We start from the raw sequence: 20,489 nt of genomic DNA on the forward strand, positions 1-20,489 counted from the left end.
AAAAATATTTCCTATCCTGTTTTTCTACAGAAATTTTATCATTAAATATCAATTTTTGCGAATGGATTCTGGCAAAACAGTAACATTACTCGAATTTATATCGGTGATTAACATTTTTTTGCATGTAAATAAGAGAACCTGCCTGTTTTTAGCAATGCTGGTGATCAACTGCATCATGCGCGAAGAGCGAATGTCATCAAAATGTACAAATGCATCATCAATGATGAAAGGCATGTGATGTGTATCGCTCATTACTTCACTGATTGCCAATCTCAGGGCAATAAATAATTGATCCTTTGTACCTTGTGATAGTTCGTCAACGGTATACCTGAGACGACTGGCCGACTCAACTTGAAATACCTGATCTCTCTTAGGCGCATAAACATGTAGATAGGCATAATTAGTCAAAATGCCAAAGTAATCCGAAGTTTGTTCTACTATCCGTGACATATACTTATCACGATATTTATTCTTCGTTTCTACTACTATTTCCTTGGCAGTCTTTAATACAGCCCACCTTTTCACAACTTTGGCAAGTTGCGCATTTTCAAGGTGAAAACGGTGCATGGTTCTCGAATGATCATCGGAACTTTCCATAGTAGCCAGGTCTGCCGTTAATGCCGCTAGCCGTCTGCGGTTGTCATCCAGGTCTTCCTCCGCCAGTTTTAGTTTATCGTGATATTCATTTTGCTTCTCCTCTATAGCTGTTGCCTTTTCCATATTGTTTGCTGCCAATTGATCTATTTCAGCATCTGAAAACAGCATTTGAAGCTGTTCCATTATGTTTTCTTTTTTTATTGTCAGCTCTTTTTTTTCCTGCTTTCTCATGTGTCTTTGATAGAATTCCTCTTCTGTTTGTACATTAGCTGCTTCCATCAAGGTGATTTGTTCACGCCTGAAAACCTGCAGTTTTTGTTCCGTATTATTTATTTGCTCGTTTTGTGTATGGATCCATCCTTCATATTGTTCCATCAATCCGAGGGTATTCCTATGTTCCTCTACCTTTTCCTGAAGAAAAGCAAAACATGCAGTAATGGATTTATATCCTATTTCCCAATTTTCATTCTGGAAAAACATTGTAATACTTTCTCGTAATTCTGTCTCCTTCACCTTTAGGTCAGCTAACAGTTGCTTTTCAATTTTCCACTCATGGTGTTTCTGTAATAGGGATTTAAATGTGTGATAAAAAGATGGCCAATTCCCTACATCTATTGTTTCCAATATTGGATAAAGTTTACGTTGTTGATGGACCTTTTCTTCGATGTGATTTTCTTTCTGAATGGATAGTTCCTTTCGTTCCCGCCACTTAATTTGTTCGATTTTATTTGTTTGAAGTTTCTCTTGAATCGTTTCCATTTTCCTGATGCCTTCATCATGACTTGCAAGTAACTGTATCGCTTCTTCCTTTTCTTCTTTCGTTACTGTTATTTGCTTGGAATTGTCCGCATCTTGTGAAATCATCTGCTCCATTGACCCCATTGCTTGCTTTCCAATCCCCCACTGAACAAACCCAGTTCCAAAGAAAGCAACCATTACTGCGTAGCCCCACATTACTTCTTGTACAATTCCAATTAAGCCAAAAATAACTCCAATAATGATACTTCCAATTAACATGTTCATTGACGTTTTTTGCCGTTTATAGTTGAATGCCTCAAAGGCAGACTTTTGTTTCGTTTCACCTATAAAAGACTGGTTATTATAGCTTTGTATCCTATTGGTAAGCTCATCAACCTGATCAGGGGTGAGCCGATTTTGTTGAATGGCCGCCAAGCTGTTTTCCAGTTCGCTTCGTTGTTTCTTTTGTACTGCTTCCTCCTGCATTAGCTGTTCTTTCTTCAACCGAAGCTGCTGACTATCTTCATATAGTTGAATCCAATTGTTCTCCGTTTGATAGGATAAAGAGATGTCGTCTAAATCGGCAAGTGTATGATTTATATCGATGCCCCGCAGATCATTTGCTAGACTGATTTCCTGCTCTTTTACTTTCGTTTCATGATGTTTCATTTCCTTTACGGTCTCATCGTATAATACTTGACTTTCCATTTGTCTCTTTATTTCATTAAACAAGCTGGTGTCTAATAGTGAATCCTTTAATTCTGCATGTTTTTTGTGGTAGGAATCAGCATTATTTTGTAAAACAGCAAGCTCGCTTTCAAGCGGTAACATCTTCTCTTTCAAAGTTTCATATCGTCTCATCCCCCCTTCAGGGAATGGGGTAGTATTTTGGTAGCTTTCCAGTTGAATATTATATTTATTAAGTTTCACCAAATTCGGATGGGCCTGCTGAACTTTTTCACCTTCTATTACATGCTTCTTTTCCATTAGAATTGAATCTTGAAGGTCATCTATACGTTTACAAACATCATTCTGGTTAGCTTTTTTTAAACGGTAGGTATCTTCCTGGCTCTTATATGTTTGGACTTTTTTCATCAGGTCATCGAGGTAATCAAGTTGTCGGTTGATTACCGGCTTCTTGCCAAATGGTTTAAACAACTCAGCTAATTTCGTATCAAGCTGCTTTTCAACCACATAGATGTCCGTGGACCCGGTCAGGCCTACTCCAAGCAGAATTTCCCCAAGATCCTCTTCCTTCATTGTTTTTAAACCGGATAGATCCAGTGCATCAAACGAAAAAATAGACTGATACGTCTCCCGTGTCATGCCATGTAACCGGCTCTTTAACCATTCCTCACCAGCCACTTCTCCATTTGGAAGCAGACATTTGGCCCCTCCATTATTCACCTCATCTACCCGTTCAATCGTAAATTCACCTATTTCATCGTCTGCTATTGTTAGCATACCACCCATTTTCCCACTTGTTTTAGAACGGAAAAAAGAGCGTTTTTTTGGCGGTAGTCCAAATAGCATAAACAATATGAATTGCTGCAGGCTGGATTTTCCTGACTCATTTTCCCCATAAATAATCTGCAGCTCATTTTCCTGAAAATCCAGTTGAAAGTCATGCCACTTTGCAAAACCATAGATGTCGGCACGTAAAAATTTCATGGTTAATCCCCGCCTTTCAGCAGTTCATTTATCAATAAACTCTTTGCTTGCTCTCTTATATCATTTTCGTCTGCCAACGTCATTGACTCTATATATTTTCGCGCTTGTTTATGGCGATAGAGTTCCTCTGTATATGTATGAATTGGTGCATCCTCACTATGGCGCAGTAATTCACCGATAAAGTGATCACCTTTAACCAATTCCTTCTCGTCATAAGCTTGATTGACCTTTATCTTATATCGATAGATAAAATCCCATCTATCTTTTGTTATCGAAGCATCGTTCAGCAATTCTATCGTTTCCTCGACATAACCGTCTCTTGACCATTTGTTTAGCGACTGGCCTCTTCCTTTTAATTCTACAAAAAGCAATTGCGGAACCTGATAGCTCTGCTCCTCGATCGTATGTTGGATCACTTTCTCCATTACATGCGGTTCTGTACAATCAGACACATCCACTGTTAAACGATTAAATTGAATTGCCTGCAATGGAATAAAGGTCACGTCAGCAGCCTGTCCTTTGTCCAAAACAACATGGTAACACCCTTTTGCACCTGCCTCTTTACGGTTTCTGCCTTGAGTATTTCCGGAATAAATGATGGGCGGATCAGTTTTCATGATTTCCCGTTGATGAATATGACCAAGTGCAAAGTAGTCAAATTCCTTATCAGACAGCTCACTTAAATGAAACGGTGCATATGTATCATGTTCTGTATTGCTATATAAACTCCCGTGAAGCATTGCAATATGAAAGGCGGCTTCCCCGTTTTGAACCTGAAATTCAGCGGTTTTATTTTCATTGATGGACCGGTTTTCATAACTGAATCCATGAATATTAGCTAGCGGTTTGCCTTTTTGATTAAATGTAAAATAACCAACCTTTTCTTCCTTAAAAATATAGACATTATCAGGATATGTGACGGGATATGTATTCCCGTTTATAAAATCATGGTTACCATATGACATATAGACATTGATATTATGACGATACAATTCTTCAAAGGCATTTTTTAATTTAATTTGCGCTTTTAAGCTTTGACGTTCATTATCAAATAAATCCCCTACTAATAAAATAAAATCCACCTTTTTCCCAATCGCGGTTTTAACTAGATTATCTAATGCGTCAAAGGTACTGCCCTGAATTTGTTTAAAAATAGCTTCCGGTACACTGGCCAATCCCTGAAACGGGCTATCTAAATGCAGGTCAGCAGCATGAATGAATGATAATTGTTCCGTCATTGTCGCATATCTCCTTATTTATCCCAAGTTAATTCTATTTTACCAAAACGCGCATACGAATGCACGTTCTGGATGAGAACTAATAAGAGACTGGGACATAATTCAAAAGACGGATGGCACAGGGTAGGAAGTTTAGAACTTTTCAACAGTCGAATCCTAATACGCAGTTGATACAAACTGCGACGTAACTTTGTATGAGTGTTAATCCACCGCTGAGGAAAGCGATTGCCCGCAGCGGAAATCACGTCGCTGTTTATGTAATTAGCAGTAAAGTTACAAGCCAAGAAAAATAGAAAAATATCCGAACTACTCTACAGATTCTAATTAAAGAATTTGAATCATAGTTCGGATTTCTCTTTGACTAAATCACGTTTGTTCCAGCCTCATATATTTAATACTATTCTTTTTTAGAAAGTGCGATAGCCTTCTTAAAGTCTTTTAACGAGCTGGATTTTCCATACATCAGCACGCCTCCTTTATAAACACGTGCGCCAATGACTGCTAATAGAATAATCGTTCCTATCAGGATTGCCAATGACAGAGCCACTTCCCAGAATGGTATATCCAACATCCCTACACGTAAAAACATAAGCATTGGTGTAAAGAAAGGAATATACGAACTGATTACGACAAAACTTGAATCCGGAGCACTTAAACCGTACATCGCTATGAAAAAGGCGATCATCACAAGAAAAATCATTGGCATAATCATTTGCTGAACATCTTCTGTTCTGCTTACTAATGACCCGAGCATAGCAGCGAGTGTTGCATACAGTAAATAGCCTAAAACAAAAAAGACAATCGCGTAAATAAATAGTAAGAGGGATGCGCCTTGTATGCCAAATTCCGTAAAAACTCCCCCTGTTAGTTCATCCTGCTTTGATACAATCAGTGCATAGCCTAATCCAAGGAGTAAACCTACTTGTGTCAATCCAAGTAATGCGATACCAATAATTTTGGCAAACATCTGTGTAACAGGTGACACACTGGAAACCAGGAGTTCCATTACGCGTGATGACTTTTCCGTTGCCACGTCTGTTGCAATCATGTTTCCATACGTTATGACAGATAGGTAAAGAACGAACAGCATAACATAAACAATGCCGCGTGCCTGGCTAAGTTCTTCTGACGATTTTGCGCTTTTATCAAGTGCAACAGCGTCAAAGTTAACCGGAGAGTATATTTCCTTAATGGTTTCCTGATCGACACCTGCCTGACTCGTGGCCTTGGCAACCTTCAACTGTTGTAATTGTTGCTGTATAACTGTCTGTTCGGTGGAATCGGCAATATTATTCGCATAATACGTTGCTTCAGGCAACTGATTTTCATTCATACCGATTGTGATGAGCGCATCAATCTTCTCATCTTCAACAGCGCCTTTACCCGTTTCTTCAGACTTGTCATAGGCAACAAGATCAACGTCTTCATTTGCGTTTTCAACTGTCTTCTCTAACGGTTTGAAAAATTCCCCCGTTACATCCAATACAGCAATCTCACTTTTGCCTTCATCCGAAAATGCATCAAATATAGTTTGATAGTTTGCAAGACCGACAACAAATAATAACGTAATAATTGTACTGATTAAAAACGACTTCGTCTTAAACCGCGTCATATAGGTGTGGGACATAACAATCCAAAATTTATTCATAGGAAGCACCCACTTTTTCAATAAAGATATCATTTAGTGTAGGTTCTTCCAGATCAAATTTGCGGATAAACCCTCGACCTTGTAAACTTTCAAAAATAGTTTGCGCAGCTTGTTCATTATCTATTTGTAATTCGCATCCTCCTGTAATAGGTCTATATTTGGTTACCCCATCAAAATTTCGTAAATAGTTAAGATCCATATCACCAAGGACAATAAGATTTTTCTTGCCATATGAACTTTTTATGTCCCGTAATGATCCATGTACAATCTGCTTCCCTTTTTGCAAAATACATAAATGCTCACATAACTCTTCCACATGATCCATTTGATGGGAGGAGAAAATAATTGATGTTCCTCGTTCCTTCAAGTCAACCACCGCTTCTTTTAACATCTCCACATTAATTGGATCAAGCCCTGAGAATGGCTCATCCATAATTAACAGCTTTGGTTTATGAATAACAGCCGAAATAAATTGGATTTTTTGTTGATTACCTTTGGATAATTCCTCCACCTTTTTATCGATGTATTCTGGAACCTTGAATCGTTGCAGCCACGCTTCTAGTTCAGAAATGATGTCATTCTTTTTCATCCCGCGTAATTTGCCAAGATAAACAATTTGGTCCCGTACCTTTAACTTAGGATATAATCCACGTTCCTCCGGTAGGTAGCCGATAAGATGACTCTTATCGTAACTAATCGATTGCCCATTCCAGGAAATCTCCCCGTCTGAAGGATCCAGCAATCCGAGGATCATCCGAAATGTTGTTGTTTTCCCGGCACCATTTCCTCCCAGAAAGCCAAACATTTCTTTTTCCGGAATTTCTAACGATAGGTTGTTAACGGCAGTATGATTGCCGAATCGTTTCGTCACATTTTTTATTAGTAATGTCATTTCTTTCTCCCCTTCCCCCAACTGTTTGTTACGAATTATATCTAGAATGGTTTCAATTTTTTCCTTCTTGGTTTGAAACGAATGCAGCCGTAATTATTAATGACAAATTATGAAAAACAAAAATTGCAGTTAACAGAAAAAAACTAAAGGAAATCCCGTCAAAAATAATCACTATTGGCCATGCGGCAAGAAGGATAACAAGCATCGTATCCCAAGACCTCGCTTTTGCGCGATTATTAATTTGATAATACCGTTCATCATACCGGTGTCTTTTCTTCCCAATATGTCGTTGAAAAAGAAATAGGATAAGCAAAAAGGCAAAATCACCTAATACAATCAACAGCGCATATGGGTTTTCCAAAAAGGTTTCACTCAATATTTTCATCCCCCTCAAAAATAAACAAATCATCAATTTTACATTCAAACGTTTGGGCAAGCTTATGGGCTAAAACTAATGATGGTTTATACTTACCTTTTTCAAGTGAAATAATTGTTTGTCTAGAGACTTTCAACTTGCTTGATAATTCCTCCTGGGTCATGTTCATCTTCGTACGCCTTTCCAAGATTAACGTTTTCATGATTTCTCCTTTTTCAGCATGTAAAGTTCACTTAACATGAAGTATACGTACCTACCGATTCTTTGTCAATTGAACTTTACATTTATTTTATGGCTTTTTTTAGTGGTTGAGAATGTATATAATATAGATAAGTAAATACTTCAAGGGGGAATCCTGAATATGCGTACATATGTATTAACTGTGTTTAAACAAACTGGAGAAAAATTGCTGGATGAATCGTTTACTGCTGAAAATGACAATGAAGCAAAAAAGGTTGGTAACGCACGATTGGCTGACGAAGGTTATTCTGATTATACGCACCGTTGTGTGTCACCTGAAGCTAAGCTGGTATTATTTCATAGATAAAAAAAGCGACCCTGGCGTGGGGTCGCTTTAGATTGTTCAGCTGATATATCTGAAATTATTTTTTCAACTAACCAGGGTAACTAATAACCTGAGTCCTCCGAAGTAAGGTTGTCCAGCATCTTATAATCATGCTTTTGTAAAGGTTTTTCGGCTGGCCCCTCAATTACATCACCGGTATATGAAAACCTCGATCCATGGCACGGGCAATCCCAGCTGCGATCCCCGCTATTCCACTCAACTTCGCATCCAACATGCGTACAGGTTGTATCTACAATATGCAGTTGCCCCTTTTCATCCTTATATGCGCCCTTTCTTTCTCCTTTGATACTAATCACGGCTGCCTCATCATTATTTAAGGTATCAGGGTCGATATTGCTTATTTGAAGTTTTCCCTTAATTAAATGCTCCGCAACATCCGCGTTTTGAACTAGAAAATTCTTTATACTAGGGGTTGCATAAAATCTTGATGGTGTAAACAAACGCTGGAAGGCGTTTTCCTTGCCCAATACAATATCCCGCAATAGAAGTGCTGCGGCAGTTCCATTTGACATTCCCCATTTTCTATATCCAGTGGCTATTAAAATGTTTGGCTGTCCAAAGGTTATTTCCCCGATATAAGGGACCTTGTCCAATGTAGTTAAATCCTGGGCGGACCACCGATAAGGAATATCCTCGAGACCGAATACTTGTTGGCCGAAATCTTCCAAAGCCTGATAGTGTTTCATTGTATCCAACCCCTGGCCGGTTTTATGGCTTTCCCCAACAATAAGAACCATTTCTTCACCGTCTATTGTTACGGACCGGATGGATCTTGTTGGTTTACCGGCACTGATAAATATTCCACCAGGGAAACTTTTCTTCGGTTTTGCGGCAAGGATATAGGAACGATCAGCGTACATCCTTGTAGAATATAGACCTAATCCTTCATAAAATGGAAAATGCGAGCAGGCAAGCACATGCTTAGCAGTAACACGATGATCCTTGCTTGTTAATACTACTGGCTGTTTTCTATCTTCAACATTAACTGCTGTCGTGTTTTCGTAGATAAGCCCCCCTTTTTCCGTGATCTTTTCCACAAGATGGGTTAAGTATTTAAGCGGGTGAAACTGTGCCTGGCCCCGCATCATAATTGCATTTTTTATGTCTATATCCAATGGGAATGTTTCAACAGGCCCTCCGTTAATGCCAAGTTTTTCATAGGCCGTCATTTCCTTTTCTATTTTGTCCGCATCTTCATCTGTTGTTGCATACATGTAAGCATCCTGTTCACTGAATTCACAATCAATTTGCAGCTCATTAACAGTGTCTTTTATGAACGTTATTGCTTCCATATTTGCCTCATAATATAACTTAGCCTTGCTTTTTCCAAGACTGGTAATGAGCTCGTCGTATATTAAATCATGCTGGGCAGTTATCTTCGCGGTTGTATGTCCTGTTGTTCCATTTAATATCTGGTCAGCCTCTAGGACGGCAATCTTCAACCCGGCGTTTGCTAATAGGTATGCAGATGTAATTCCGGTAATCCCGCCACCCACAATACAAACATCAACCTGTATATCTTCATCCAGTGCGGGGAACTTGGACTGATCAATAGAATCTGTCCAATAAGACGTAGTAGTCTCCGGCAATTTTCCACCCGTATTACTGTTTTGGGGCATTGTAACCCTCCATTCTGTATTTTGATAATAGTATCAGAATCCCCATTTATAAAAGGAATATACGTTAACGAGATCGGATCTTGATTGAAGCCTTTGTAGCGTAACTCTTACCTTTGTATATTCCCTGGGAAGTCTTCGGGCATTGGCTCATCCCCATCGGTTGATAGTATCCATACCTTTTAAAATTTTTGTGTGGGGCAGGATCGGTGCGCTACAAAGGACTTCAACGATTGTAGTTTGGTTGGACTGAAAAGCACGATTAAAGGCCGGGACTAACCCTTCCGCTTTCTCAACCCGCTCACCTTCCGCTCCCATTGATTTTGCTAGTGCCACATAATCCGGATTCGGTATTTGAGATCCACCCCTGTTTAGTCCCTCAACAACCATACGACTTGTCTCCATAAAATAGGCGTTATTATTGATGATAATTAATGTTATTGGGAGCTTATAGGTAACCGCTGTAATCAGGTCAATAATCGAATGGGCTACACCTCCATCGCCGGCGATGCACACCACCTGTCGCCCTGGAAATGTCAATTGGGCCGCGATGCCTGCTGGCAACCCAAAGCCAAGTGTACGCCATCTTCCTGAAACAAGTAACTCTTGTCCACGATATTGAAAAATTCGTTCCAGCCAAAGCGTATGATCACCTGTATCTACTGCCATCACTGCATCAGGATTGATACACTTGCCCAGTTCCGCAAAAACATGGGCTGGGGGAATTTTTTCCGACACTTCTCCAATCTCAGACTGAATCTGTTTATTCCAGCTGTCTTTTTCCTCCTGAATTTCTTTAACATAGGCTGGATTGCTTTTCGTATTAATCTGTTCCGTTAATGCAGGAATAACTTTTGCCAGATTGCCAACCAATGAATCTGTCACCTGCCTATTTAACCCAATGTTCCCTTGTTCGCTATCTATTTGAATAACCCGCACTGAACTAGGCACATAATCTTTTGGCCACCAAGTAGCTCCAAGGACCACACACAAGTCTGCCTTCTTGAGCAAATCTCTTGATATTTCCGTTCCAGCCTGACCAAAGCCACCAATAAAAAGTGGATGATCATTCGCGATAAAAGGTTTTGCAGGCATCGTAACCATGATGGGGACCTGCAATTTTTCCGCGAACCTAATTGCCTCTGTTTGTGCGTATTGGATCCCACGGCCAGCTAAGATGATTGGACGTTGTGCCTGATTGATGGCATTTGATACCCTTTTTATATCCATTGATTCTGGTTGTGGGTATGTCTTTGTAAGTGGAAGGGGATAAAAATTGCCGTTAACCGGCAAAGTCCAAATGTCTGTAGGTACAGACAGATGGGCCACGCCACCTTTGCTAAGTGCAGTCTTCATTGCAATATTTAATAATTCCGGGAAAGAGTGGCTATCTGTGACCAAAGAGGAATATTCCGCAAGCGGAGCGATTAACTGTTGCTGATTAATATCCTGAACATCCCCTGTTCCGATTTTTGTTCGTTCTACTTGGCCAGTGATGACTAAAACTGAGGCCCTATCCCGCCATGCATCAGCCAATCCATTAAGCAATACAGTAATACCAGGGCCGGATGTCGCGGTGCATACCGCCATTTTTCCTGTCAATTTTGCCTCAGCACTAGCCATTAATGCTGCATTCATTTCATGTCTGCATGCAATATACTGAATATCTTCCTGATTACCTAATTCGTCCAACAAAAACAGAATCCCATCACCAATAACACCGTAAATTCTCTTCACATCCCATTGTTTTAGTTGTTGAATAAGGTGCTGTGCAACATTTCTGTTATCTACTGTTTTATGTGGCATGCTTATTATTCCCTCCGATGTTTATTTTCACCTTTATTATGTCGGAGGTCCAAGCTTCTATACACGGCCTACCTGCCTCGAGGAAATATCTGTATTAAATAAATTGCAAGTGTGGATAACTTTTGTACTAAGGCCAGTCTTTCCGGTTATACCGACAAACTTGGAGCGGGGCAAGACATGGATAATAAACTGGAAAAATTGCGGAATAGTACAGTGAACATAAGAAAGGGGGCATAGGGAGCCCCTAATTGGTCACAAGGGCTTGACACACCCTGACCTCTACCGTTTGTTATATTGACACGACTATTTTTTATACTTAGGTCGTGGCGGGTGCCATCGTTAACATTTCCCGTTATCAATACATTCATCGCATCTCTTGTTTTCGTGGCGAAGGACAAGGGGTTGTCAATTGATTCAAAGTGCATGTACATGAGGCGTGGTTTATCGAAAAGCCAATGATTATGGACAGCTGTGACAATAATCCCGTGATCCTGGAGCTTTCTCATAAATGGGTTAATTTCCTCTTGTAAAATCACTGTCTCCCCCAGGCATAAGGCCTTTCCCTCTCTATCTATGTGTTCAAAAGAAAATACTTGGGGTAGAAACATAGCCGACTCCGCCTTCCGTCCCAATACCTTCGGGTGGATATTCGTTCGTGAACGGGTGGCCAAACAAACGTCGTTAACAACCTGAGGAATACAGCCAAGAATCCTCGCAAATTCTTTACAAAGCGGAGACGGGCCCGTAACCATATTTCCCATAAAATTCACTCCTTTTATGTTTTAGTGAGTGGCATATTTACTATATGTTGGGCATTTGAAAAGGTTAATATTAACCCAAATAGGCAAGTAATCAACAAGGAGTTGCGATTTTTTGGTACAACAAATCCTATCAGGGGGTCATGAAATTAAATATTTTTATTTTCCAATTAAAAAAGTCCTCTAAACACAAGACAGATTAAGAGAAAATATGATCAGCGTCCAAATAGCCCATTAGCTGAATAAAATCCAGCTTAGCAATAAAGGGGGGATTCCTGTTAAGAATATGCATCAAGATGTCAAATCCTTTTATCAAATTAAAAAAATAAATTTGCAAAAAAAATCCATTTTGAAATCTTTTTCAAAATGGATTATCTTATTTACAGTTATTTACAAGTTTATGGATTTTCCAATTGACCAAAATTTTATTCTAAAATTATATTAGTAATTAAAGTTTAGTTTCTATATTTCGGGATCCTTTACCTAGTTTTTTATACCATAAATTATATTTCCAGATACCCAAACCTCATAATCAGTTACTTTTTACTCTCCAATGAAGGTTGGCTGGCGTTTTTCCAGGAAGGCACTTACTCCTTCTTTGTGATCTTTTGTTTGTCTTAATTCCCATTGTGTTTTCTTTTCTTCTGACAAATAATGCTGCAGGGTAGCTTTCATCTCATTGTGATACATAAGCTTCGTTTTTACCATGGAGGTTAACGGCATTAATAGCAATTTTTTCGCCAATTCATCAGTGTAATTAACAATTGGTTCTTCACTGACTTGATCCACAAGATTCATTGAGTAAGCAGTTGCTCCATCTACCTGTTCCATACTCCAAGTAAATTGTTTTGCACCATGGACCCCCAGTCTCTCTTTCAGCCAAAAATGCCCACCACCATCAGGAGCTAGTCCGACGCCAAGAAAAAGCATGCCTAGTTTGGCATCATTTCTGGCAACAACATAATCAGCCGTTAGTGCCAAACTAAGTCCGAGGCCTGCAGCAGGTCCTTTAATAGCCGAAATAACGATTTTCGGCAACATATATAACCTTGTTACAACTTCTGAAATAGTATCCATAACTTCATCATAGAAATCACGATTATTAAAATCCTTCATCATACTGATGTCACCACCAGCACTAAACGCCTTTCCTTTGCCGCCAATAATTACGATACGATCGTCACTTTTTTCAACTTTTTTAATAACCTCCAGTAACTCGAGAAGCATTTCTTTATCTAATGCGTTGTACCGCTCCGGCCGATTTAAATAAACATATCCGATTTGATCAACACTTTCGTATAAAACCGTTTCCATATTACGCACACTCCTAGTTAAAATTCTGCTTAATTCTATAAATTCTCCATTTAATTGCAAAAATCCTGCATTCACAAAAAAACAACCCGCAGCTAAATAACTGCGGGTTGTTCATTATATTATTCAGCTGTTTCTTCTGATTCAGGTTTTCCGTACAATTCTTCAAGTGGTTTGGTAATAATACGACTTACATCATTAATTACCATATTCAAGCGTTGTTCCTGTTCCATTAATTTGGAGATATCTTCATGCTGTTGAACTAATTCAACAACTTGTCGGGCTTTCTCAACTTCTTCTTCAGTTATCTCCTGTCCCTGCATTTGTTTTTCCTGCAAGGCCATTTGTGTATCGCGGAAGTTTTCGAACATTTGTTTTGCAGACTCATCGTTCATTACTGCATCATATGCGCCTTTTAAGCTTTTAAATTCTTCACTTTCACGAATTGCTTTTTCTAAATCATATGCACTGTCATAAATATTAGGCAATGTATGTCCTCCTTCAAATCATTCTAAAGTAACTATAACAAACAAGAACAATCATGTATACCATTTCGAATAATCGTCTCTTCTTGTTATACTTTAAAGAAAGCATAAAATTATCAGATATATCTTTTAGCGAAAGTCGTGAATACCAAGCTTTTCTAATAATAGACAAAAAATTTATAAAAGAGGCTCTGTCATGATAAACCAATTAAGAAAGATTTTTCCATCAATAACCATTTATGGTTCTCATTTTGTTCCATCCCCAGTCGAATACAAGTGGTACATAACCGAAAATGACGAGATTATAGGTATAGACGCAAACGAAATTACCAGTAAGGATGAAGCATTGTTGCAAGCTTTTTTGTCGCCATATACTTTTACAGGCACCCCATTAACCAAACAGGAACAGTATTGGCAGAACATTATTCACGGAAAACAACCGATTGTGGAGAAAGACTGCTTAAACCCGTTTCGTTTTATTCATTTCTCCCTTCAGCAAAATAAAATAGATCCAGGCTTATTTAAGGAAGCGCTTCAAAGTATCTTCTCTAAACCACTGCCAATTTTGTGGATAACGAATGATCAGGGTGTGATAATTGAAGAACAAGCAGAGATAGGTGAGGAACCAATTGTTTATAATGAGATTATTAACATTTTAATGAGTGATTTATATGTTAAAATCCGTTTTTTTGTTGGTCCATTTATGAACAACCCGGAAAGAGCCAGACAGTTTTATCCAAGACTTACGGAGGGTGCAGCAACCGCATTTAACTATACAAGCAAACAGGTAATCTCCTTTGAGGAATCTATTCTCTGTTTATTCGCAGATCAGGTAAATACTTCATTCCGTAAAGAAACCAAACAGTTATTACTGCATGAGGTTCTGAACGATTCAGAATTAATCCATACAATCAATACTTTTTTTGGCTGCAATTTAAATATAACAGTCACAGCCAAGGAACTATTTCTGCACCGCAATAGTTTACAATACCGAATTGATAAGTTTATTGAAAAGACCGGAATCGATATTCGCCAGTTTCACCAGGCCGCAATGGTTTACTTTTTGTTACTGTAGAATTTAGCAAACATGCACAAAGAATTTAGAATTCTTTGTGCATGTTTTACGTATACAGAAAGACAAGTTTTTTAATAAACTAAAAATAACAATAAATGTTGGGGGTAGAAAACATGGCAGAATTGCGTTTGGATCATATTCAAAAATCCTATGATAAAAAGGTAATAGCAGTAGATGATTTTAACTTACATATTCAGGACAAAGAATTTATTGTATTCGTTGGCCCTTCTGGCTGTGGTAAATCAACCACACTCCGCATGATAGCTGGATTAGAGGAAATAACGAATGGGGATTTACTGATTGATGACAAGAAAATGAATGATGTCGCACCAAAAGACCGCGATATCGCAATGGTATTCCAAAACTATGCATTATATCCGCATATGAATGTATACGACAATATGGCATTTGGATTAAAACTTCGTAAATTTAAAAAAGATGAAATTGAAAAACGTGTACAAAACGCTGCCAAGATATTAGGACTTGAATCTTACTTAGATCGTAAGCCAAAGGCATTATCAGGTGGTCAGCGTCAGCGTGTTGCTCTTGGACGTGCCATAGTGCGTGATGCGAAAGTATTCCTTATGGATGAACCGTTATCAAACCTTGATGCAAAGTTACGTGTGCAAATGCGGGCGGAAATTCAAAAACTGCATAAACGTTTGCAAACAACCACTATCTACGTAACCCATGACCAAACGGAAGCCATGACAATGGCAACACGGCTTGTTGTTATGAAGGATGGGATTATTCAGCAAGTAGGTGCTCCAAAAGAGGTATATGACAAACCTGAAAATATCTTTGTTGGCGGTTTTATTGGTTCACCATCCATGAACTTCTTAAATGGGACCTTAACAGATAGTCATTTTGTTATGGATGAGGTGAAAATAAAAGTACCAGAAGGAAAAATGAAAACACTTCGTGAACAAGGTTTTGTGGATAAGGAAATTATTCTTGGAATTCGTCCAGAGGATATTCATGATGAACCGTTATTTATTGAATCTACACCAGAGACTAAAATAACGGCCACAATCGAGGTAGCAGAATTAATGGGTGCGGAAACTTATCTTTATTCAAAAGTTCATGAACAGGATTTCATTGCTCGAATTGATTCCCGTTCAGATATTAATGGTGGCGAGCGTTTGGATCTTGCGTTTGATATGAATAAAGCACATTTTTTTAATCCGGAAAACGAATTACGGATTAAATAATTGTTAGAAATTTCGATGTTCTCAAAGTGGAAATAAAAGGGATCGTCATTTAAGACGATCCCTCTTTCTCATCTGGTTTTGGCTGGAGGGTTACCCCAGCGGAAGGCCATGGTATTTATTATTGTTGTCCACCGCTAAGTTGTTGCTGAGCAGTTTGAACTAGACGCTTAGTGATTTCACCACCAACAGAACCGTTAGCACGTGAAGCAGTGTCTGCACCTAAATTAACGCCAAATTCTTGAGCAATTTCATACTTCATTTGATCAAGAGCTTGTTGTACGCCAGGTACTACTAATTGATTTGAATTGTTACTAGCCATGTTATCACCTCCTGTAATTATATTGTTTGCAAACGTTAGAAACTTATCACTGATAATTGTTGGAAATTGTGGTAACTAATAATGGAAATAAAAAGCCCATTACTTTGCATAGTAATGGGCTTTTTTAGGCATTTCTTTTATATTTTAAAAACATTTCTTTATTTTGGGTGTGTCATTTCCTTTGGATTCACATATTCTTCAAATTCTTCTTCTGTTAAAAGACCTAATTTAACGGCGGTTTCTTTTAAAGTTGCATTATCAGCAAATGCTGTTTTAGCAATTTTAGCTGCATTTTCATATCCAATATGCGGGTTCAATGCAGTTACCAGCATTAATGAATCCTTCAGATATTTTTCTATTTGTTCATGGTTCGGTTCAATTCCTTGCACACAACGCTCATCAAAGGAAAGCATGCTATCTGCTAATAGTTGACATGATTGAAGGAAATTGTAAGCAATTACCGGTTTGAATACATTCAGTTCAAAGTTGCCTTGACTTGCTGCAAATCCAATCGTTGCGTCATTTCCCATCACCTGTGCTGCAACCATTGTAACAGCTTCACATTGGGTAGGGTTTACTTTCCCTGGCATAATTGAACTACCGGGTTCGTTTGCCGGTATGACAAGTTCCCCAATCCCGCAGCGTGGACCGCTTGCTAACCAACGGACGTCATTTGCAACCTTCATTAAATCTGCCGCAAGTCCCTTTAACGCACCATGCGCATAAACTGTTTCATCATGACTTGTAAGGGAATGAAATTTATTCGGTGCTGAAATGAAACTGTTATTTGTATAATCATTTATTGCTGCACAAACTTTTTCCGAAAAGTCAGGATGGGTGTTCAATCCCGTTCCAACTGCTGTACCACCAATCGCCAATTCTTTCAAATGGTGAAGACTTTCACTAATCATGGTTTCAGACTTTTCAAGCATGCGGTGCCATCCACTTATCTCTTGCCCAAGTGTTAATGGTGTTGCATCCTGTAGATGTGTACGTCCAATTTTAACAATATCTTCAAATGCATCCATTTTAACTTTTAATGAATCCTTTAACTTACGGACTGCTGGCAAGACATCATTTTCAAGTTTTAATACTGATGCGATGTGCATGCTGGTCGGGAACGTATCATTCGAACTTTGAGATTTATTTACATCATCATTCGGATGTAATCTCAAATCACTTCCCTCTTCTGTTAACCATTCATTTCCAACATAGGCAATTACTTCGTTCACATTCATATTGGATTGAGTTCCACTGCCTGTTTGCCAAACAACTAATGGAAAATGATCGGTGATTTTGTCTTCGATAATTTGATCCGCTGCATAAGCAATAGCCTCAAATTTCTTTTTCTCCATTAATCCAAGATCAGTATTCGCCTTAGCAGCGCTTTTCTTTAAAATTGCAAAGGCTTTAATTAATTCCTGTGGCATTTTTTCATTACCAATTGGAAAGTTTAATTTACTGCGCTGAGTTTGCGCTCCCCAGAATTTATCTGCAGGTACTTGCACTTCACCAAGTGTGTCTTTTTCTATACGATAGTCCATTTTGTTGCCTCCTATGTAAATGGTTACTTTTAATCCATCTTCTATTGTAACAAATTTCATCTAAAATTAGAAAACAACATACTTAGCAAAAAATGTTACAGAAATAGTACACATCCTGCGTTAAGCCAATTTCACAATCATTTTCCCTTCATGTTGTTCGCAACTTCTTTTATAATAAGTAAATAGCATATTTCCCAAAGTTTCGCTGCTAAGAATAAAATAATGAAAACTTTTGGAATTATGATTAATGCTTGCGTTGCAGGATGTGGGGAGGATTTCATTATGCCGAATATATGGACCCATATGTTTTTTTGCGAAGATGTTGTGGATACAATCAATAATCCTACACCTTTCTTTCAGCATGAAACATATATGAAGTTAGGCGCACAAGGGCCTGATCCATTTTTTTATTATAAATTTTGGCCATGGAATAAGGATGAATCAGTAAGTAATATTGGTATGGCATTGCATACAAAGAAATGTGGTGCATTTTTGATTGATTTAATCCAGGCTGCAGCAAAAATGGAATCACATGTTAAGGCATATGTATTCGGATTTGTAACACATCATATTTTGGATCGAAATGCACATCCATATATCCATTACAGAGCAGGCTATGAAGGTAATAAACATCAGGAGCTTGAAGTAATAATTGATACGGTCATAATGGAAAAGTTTCATAATATGAAAACATGGAGAGCACACGTATATAAAGAGATAGATGTTGGGTATTCATTAGACAAAGATATTATCACTTTGCTGCATACGAGGATTGAAAAACATTTTCCTGAAGTAGTAAAAGAATCTGACACCTACATTCAAAAGTCCTATCGTGACATGAAGCTAGCCTTACGATTGTTATCTGACCCTTATGGCTGGAAAAATGTTGTATTTAAATCGCTTATTTCTTCCTTTTCCCATCAGCCGATAAAGACCAATATTGATTATTTAAATGAAGATGAAACAACCTGGCACCACCCCGCTACCAATGAAGTTTCATCTAAAAGCTTTTTGGAACTTTATGAAACGGGCCGTGCTGAAGGAATTGAAATTATGGGAGAAGTATTAAGCTACTGGGACAATCCCACAAAAGAAAAGAAATTATCTTTAACTCAATTAATCGGAAATATTTCTTATGACACAGGAAAGCCATTGGAACTTGGGCTTATAAATAAATATAGTGATCCTATTGTATAAAATAAAAATATCCGAACTAATTCAAATTCTAATTAAAGAATTTGGAATCATAGTTCGGATTTTCTCTCCGGCTAAAACTTTTTTGCCTTAGTATGTTTTTTTACTCAGGTTTTATTTTGACTTCTTCTTCATAATCCGTGTATTTTTTAGCATCCATCATACCTTTTTCAATATTTACAAAGCGCAGTAAAATAATCCCAACGATAAAGAACACTACTAATGAAATAATCCCCAGCCTGCTTGATCCTGTGAGCTGCCCGACTAATGCAAATAGGAATGGTCCAAAAATGGCAGCAAACTTTGACGATATACCATAAAAACCAAAGAATTCACCGTGTTTATCTTCTGGAACCATTCGGCCGAATATAGACCGGCTCAATGACTGCGCCCCACCCTGCACAAATCCAACACAAACAGCCAATAAATAGAAGTGAAGTGCTGTAGACATGAAATAACCTAAAATAACAATTCCGATATAAATATAAAGTGTAATCAGCAAGGCCTTTTTTGCTGTTATTTTCTTGGCTATATAACCAAATAAAAAGGTGAATGGAACCCCAACAAATTGAGTAATTAATAATGCAGCGATTAATGAATTCTTGTCGATTCCAATGTCCCGACCATAAATTGTTGCCATTTTAATGATGGTAGAAATTCCATCATTATACATCCAAAATGCGAGCAAGAAAATTAATAATTGCTTATATTGCTTGATATCTTTAAATGTTGTTGTGACCCTGGTTAAACCAATCAAAACGTATGATTTATCACGTTTGATTGGGTGTTTCTTTTCTTCTTTGATATTTTTAAGAAGCGGTATTGAAAAAATAAACCACCAAATACCTACGGAAGCAAATGATAATTGACTTGCTGCTGTTGCATTTGGGATTCCAAACCAGTCATACTTCAAAATCATTAATATATTTACTGCTAGCAATATCCCTCCGCCAAAGTAACCAAATGCAAATCCACTTGAGGAAACTTTATCAATATTATCCTCATCAGCAATCTCAGGCAAAAACGCATCATAGAATATATTCGCACTTGAGAAACCAATCGTACCAATGATAAGCAGAAGTGATGCAAATAGATAATCACCCTCGCCAACAAATCCTAGCATAATACTTGCAATCATACCCATAAAGGCAAAAAATCGGAGAAACTTTTTCTTTGCGGCTGAATAATCACTTACGGCACCAAGAAATGGAGCAAGAATGGCTACGATCAGTACAGCAATAGACTGGGAATAACCCCAGTAACTTGTTGCCAGGGAATTATCTAAGCCAACTGCGGCAACATCGTAATAAAACACCGGTAACACCGCTGCCATAATTGTCGTTGAAAACGCTGAGTTCCCAAAGTCATAAAGCATCCAACTATAAACAGCCTTCTTTTTCATAGGCCACCCCCTTTTAGCTTAA

The 20,489-nt window shown here is 38.2% G+C and carries 17 protein-coding genes and 1 pseudogene; 4 read left to right on the forward strand and 14 right to left on the reverse strand.

The genetic code is table 11. The features are described 5' to 3' along the window. Positions 1 to 48 precede the first annotated feature (48 nt). The 6 genes from CFK37_RS00960 to CFK37_RS00985 form a co-directional block, all read right to left on the reverse strand. Positions 49 to 3,006 (reverse strand): ATP-binding protein, encoded by a 2,958-nt coding sequence (locus tag CFK37_RS00960; RefSeq protein ID WP_089060154.1) that lies wholly within the window; start codon positions 3,004 to 3,006, stop codon positions 49 to 51. Positions 3,007 to 3,008: 2 nt separating this feature from the next. Beyond that, positions 3,009 to 4,244 (reverse strand): metallophosphoesterase family protein, encoded by a 1,236-nt coding sequence (locus tag CFK37_RS00965; protein ID WP_089060155.1) that lies wholly within the window; start codon positions 4,242 to 4,244, stop codon positions 3,009 to 3,011. A 397-nt stretch (positions 4,245 to 4,641) separates the two neighbouring features. Beyond that, complete coding sequence (locus tag CFK37_RS00970; protein WP_089060156.1) at positions 4,642 to 5,892, reverse strand: ABC transporter permease; 1,251 nt, start codon at positions 5,890 to 5,892, stop codon at positions 4,642 to 4,644. Beyond that, positions 5,885 to 6,784 carry an ABC transporter ATP-binding protein gene (locus CFK37_RS00975; RefSeq protein ID WP_089060157.1) on the reverse strand — a complete coding sequence of 300 codons (900 nt, stop codon included), beginning with the start codon at positions 6,782 to 6,784 and terminating at the stop codon, positions 5,885 to 5,887. The genes CFK37_RS00970 and CFK37_RS00975 overlap by 8 nt, the downstream gene beginning before the upstream one ends. Before the next feature lie 52 nt (positions 6,785 to 6,836). Continuing rightward, complete coding sequence (locus tag CFK37_RS00980; protein WP_089060158.1) at positions 6,837 to 7,160, reverse strand: DUF2178 domain-containing protein; 324 nt, start codon at positions 7,158 to 7,160, stop codon at positions 6,837 to 6,839. Further along, positions 7,153 to 7,362 (reverse strand): helix-turn-helix transcriptional regulator, encoded by a 210-nt coding sequence (locus CFK37_RS00985; RefSeq protein WP_089060159.1) that lies wholly within the window; start codon positions 7,360 to 7,362, stop codon positions 7,153 to 7,155. The genes CFK37_RS00980 and CFK37_RS00985 overlap by 8 nt, the downstream gene beginning before the upstream one ends. Positions 7,363 to 7,521: 159 nt before the next feature. Here CFK37_RS00985 and CFK37_RS00990 point away from each other — a divergent pair, with 159 nt between their 5' ends. Further along, a complete protein-coding gene (locus CFK37_RS00990) occupies positions 7,522 to 7,707 on the forward strand; it encodes a YhzD family protein (protein WP_089060160.1) in 186 nt (61 codons plus the stop codon). Between the two features lie 80 nt (positions 7,708 to 7,787). Here CFK37_RS00990 and CFK37_RS00995 read toward each other — a convergent pair whose 3' ends face one another. The 5 genes and pseudogenes from CFK37_RS00995 to CFK37_RS01015 all read right to left on the reverse strand — a co-directional run bounded on the left by CFK37_RS00995 (position 7,788) and on the right by CFK37_RS01015 (position 13,725). Next, positions 7,788 to 9,365 (reverse strand): FAD-dependent oxidoreductase, encoded by a 1,578-nt coding sequence (locus CFK37_RS00995; RefSeq protein WP_089060161.1) that lies wholly within the window; start codon positions 9,363 to 9,365, stop codon positions 7,788 to 7,790. A 147-nt stretch (positions 9,366 to 9,512) separates the two neighbouring features. Further along, complete coding sequence (locus CFK37_RS01000) at positions 9,513 to 11,168, reverse strand: thiamine pyrophosphate-binding protein (RefSeq protein WP_089060162.1); 1,656 nt, start codon at positions 11,166 to 11,168, stop codon at positions 9,513 to 9,515. A 341-nt stretch (positions 11,169 to 11,509) separates the two neighbouring features. Further along, positions 11,510 to 11,929 (reverse strand): annotated as a pseudogene (locus CFK37_RS01005) (DUF1259 domain-containing protein); the annotation flags it as partial. 540 nt (positions 11,930 to 12,469) lie between these two features. Then, a complete protein-coding gene (locus tag CFK37_RS01010) occupies positions 12,470 to 13,240 on the reverse strand; it encodes an enoyl-CoA hydratase (RefSeq protein ID WP_089060164.1) in 771 nt (256 codons plus the stop codon). Between the two features lie 119 nt (positions 13,241 to 13,359). Next, positions 13,360 to 13,725, reverse strand: a complete 366-nt coding sequence (locus tag CFK37_RS01015) for a YlbF/YmcA family competence regulator (RefSeq protein WP_089060165.1) — start codon at positions 13,723 to 13,725, stop codon at positions 13,360 to 13,362. A gap of 193 nt (positions 13,726 to 13,918) precedes the next feature. Here CFK37_RS01015 and CFK37_RS01020 point away from each other — a divergent pair, with 193 nt between their 5' ends. Together CFK37_RS01020 and CFK37_RS01025 are read left to right on the forward strand one after the other, a co-directional pair. Then, complete coding sequence (locus CFK37_RS01020) at positions 13,919 to 14,797, forward strand: PucR family transcriptional regulator (protein ID WP_089060166.1); 879 nt, start codon at positions 13,919 to 13,921, stop codon at positions 14,795 to 14,797. 113 nt (positions 14,798 to 14,910) lie between these two features. Beyond that, positions 14,911 to 16,008 (forward strand): ABC transporter ATP-binding protein, encoded by a 1,098-nt coding sequence (locus tag CFK37_RS01025; protein ID WP_089060167.1) that lies wholly within the window; start codon positions 14,911 to 14,913, stop codon positions 16,006 to 16,008. Between the two features lie 118 nt (positions 16,009 to 16,126). Here CFK37_RS01025 and CFK37_RS01030 read toward each other — a convergent pair whose 3' ends face one another. Then, complete coding sequence (locus tag CFK37_RS01030) at positions 16,127 to 16,327, reverse strand: alpha/beta-type small acid-soluble spore protein (protein WP_089060168.1); 201 nt, start codon at positions 16,325 to 16,327, stop codon at positions 16,127 to 16,129. 158 nt (positions 16,328 to 16,485) lie between these two features. Then, the gene (gene fumC / locus CFK37_RS01035) at positions 16,486 to 17,871 is read right to left on the reverse strand and encodes a class II fumarate hydratase (protein WP_089060169.1); all 1,386 of its coding nucleotides are present in this window, start codon (positions 17,869 to 17,871) and stop codon (positions 16,486 to 16,488) included. 282 nt (positions 17,872 to 18,153) lie between these two features. Between fumC and CFK37_RS01040 the strand changes: the two genes are divergently transcribed. Further along, positions 18,154 to 19,068, forward strand: coding sequence for a zinc dependent phospholipase C family protein (locus CFK37_RS01040; RefSeq protein ID WP_089060170.1), 915 nt, complete (start codon positions 18,154 to 18,156; stop codon positions 19,066 to 19,068). Positions 19,069 to 19,168: 100 nt separating this feature from the next. Here the strand turns inward: CFK37_RS01040 and CFK37_RS01045 are convergent, their stop codons facing one another. Then, on the reverse strand, positions 19,169 to 20,467 hold the full coding sequence (locus CFK37_RS01045) for an MFS transporter (RefSeq protein WP_089060171.1): 1,299 nt from the start codon (positions 20,465 to 20,467) through the stop codon (positions 19,169 to 19,171). Positions 20,468 to 20,489 lie beyond the last annotated feature (22 nt).

This window comes from Virgibacillus phasianinus (assembly GCF_002216775.1).
GTDB lineage: Bacteria > Bacillota > Bacilli > Bacillales > Amphibacillaceae > Virgibacillus_F > Virgibacillus_F phasianinus.

What these genes read in the sequence shown, in the direction of transcription:
- CFK37_RS00960 (WP_089060154.1), bottom strand. Translation starts at nt 3,006, where the DNA reads ATGAAATTTTTACGTGCCGACATCTATGGTTTTGCAAAGTGGCATGAC.
- CFK37_RS00965 (WP_089060155.1), bottom strand. Translation starts at nt 4,244, where the DNA reads ATGACGGAACAATTATCATTCATTCATGCTGCTGACCTGCATTTAGAT.
- CFK37_RS00970 (WP_089060156.1), bottom strand. Translation starts at nt 5,892, where the DNA reads ATGAATAAATTTTGGATTGTTATGTCCCACACCTATATGACGCGGTTT.
- CFK37_RS00975 (WP_089060157.1), bottom strand. Translation starts at nt 6,784, where the DNA reads ATGACATTACTAATAAAAAATGTGACGAAACGATTCGGCAATCATACT.
- CFK37_RS00985 (WP_089060159.1), bottom strand. Translation starts at nt 7,362, where the DNA reads ATGAAAACGTTAATCTTGGAAAGGCGTACGAAGATGAACATGACCCAG.
- CFK37_RS00990 (WP_089060160.1), top strand. Translation starts at nt 7,522, where the DNA reads ATGCGTACATATGTATTAACTGTGTTTAAACAAACTGGAGAAAAATTG.
- CFK37_RS00995 (WP_089060161.1), bottom strand. Translation starts at nt 9,365, where the DNA reads ATGCCCCAAAACAGTAATACGGGTGGAAAATTGCCGGAGACTACTACG.
- CFK37_RS01000 (WP_089060162.1), bottom strand. Translation starts at nt 11,168, where the DNA reads ATGCCACATAAAACAGTAGATAACAGAAATGTTGCACAGCACCTTATT.
- CFK37_RS01010 (WP_089060164.1), bottom strand. Translation starts at nt 13,240, where the DNA reads ATGGAAACGGTTTTATACGAAAGTGTTGATCAAATCGGATATGTTTAT.
- CFK37_RS01020 (WP_089060166.1), top strand. Translation starts at nt 13,919, where the DNA reads ATGATAAACCAATTAAGAAAGATTTTTCCATCAATAACCATTTATGGT.
- CFK37_RS01025 (WP_089060167.1), top strand. Translation starts at nt 14,911, where the DNA reads ATGGCAGAATTGCGTTTGGATCATATTCAAAAATCCTATGATAAAAAG.
- CFK37_RS01030 (WP_089060168.1), bottom strand. Translation starts at nt 16,327, where the DNA reads ATGGCTAGTAACAATTCAAATCAATTAGTAGTACCTGGCGTACAACAA.
- fumC (WP_089060169.1), bottom strand. Translation starts at nt 17,871, where the DNA reads ATGGACTATCGTATAGAAAAAGACACACTTGGTGAAGTGCAAGTACCT.
- CFK37_RS01040 (WP_089060170.1), top strand. Translation starts at nt 18,154, where the DNA reads ATGCCGAATATATGGACCCATATGTTTTTTTGCGAAGATGTTGTGGAT.
- CFK37_RS01045 (WP_089060171.1), bottom strand. Translation starts at nt 20,467, where the DNA reads ATGAAAAAGAAGGCTGTTTATAGTTGGATGCTTTATGACTTTGGGAAC.